Source organism: Amycolatopsis sp. lyj-346 (assembly GCF_046548975.1).
Taxonomy (GTDB): Bacteria; Actinomycetota; Actinomycetes; order Mycobacteriales; family Pseudonocardiaceae; genus Amycolatopsis.
The window spans coordinates 1-547 of record NZ_JAJPWT010000076.1 but is presented as its reverse complement, the minus strand read 5'-3'; the positions used below and the strand labels follow the sequence as shown (position 1 = coordinate 547).

Genomic DNA, 547 nt, shown 5'->3' with positions numbered 1-547 from the left:
ATCGAGCCGAGCGTCGTCTTCGCCGGGTCCTTGTGCTCGGCCACCGCCCGGACCACGATGTCGCGGTCGGTCACCATGCCGAAGAGGTTCTGCCCGTCGGTCACCACGATGTCGCCGATGTCCGCGTCCGCCATCGCCCTGGCCGCCTCGTCCAGGGTGGTCTGGGCCGACAGGTAGACAACCTGCCGGGTCATCAGATCGGCTACCCGATAGTTGTTCATGAGTGCCTCCATGAATTGTGTTCGTCGATATCAGTTTCGGTACCCCGTACTTGGATCGTCACACCCGGTTGGGATGCCCACCTCACCTGCTTGTCCGGGCTCGGCCGGTATCGTGTGCTGTTGCTCATCGCGTGAAAGGTGAACAGGTGAAAGCCACCGAGTTGTCGATCTCCGGCGCCTGGGAGTTCGTGCCCCAACAGTTTCCCGACAGCCGTGGCAACTTCCTCGTCTGGTACGACGCCACGGCTCGACACGCTGTGGTTGGTCTGCGCGACGGACAACTCGAAACCCAGTGCGTCGGCGAAGGCCGTGGCGTCGTACCAGAC

At 62.9% G+C, this 547-nt stretch carries 1 protein-coding gene and 1 pseudogene; one reads left to right on the top strand and one right to left on the bottom strand.

Features of this window, described 5'->3' with window-relative positions; translation table 11 throughout:
• Window positions 1–221 (bottom strand): CBS domain-containing protein (locus tag ACLJQE_RS44775; protein WP_410645940.1); only part of this gene is annotated, 221 nt, incomplete at its 3' end.
• Between the two features lie 146 nt (window positions 222–367).
• On the opposite strand from ACLJQE_RS44775, the pseudogene ACLJQE_RS44770 reads away from it, so the two are divergent.
• Window positions 368–547 (top strand): annotated as a pseudogene (locus ACLJQE_RS44770) (dTDP-4-dehydrorhamnose 3,5-epimerase); the annotation flags it as partial.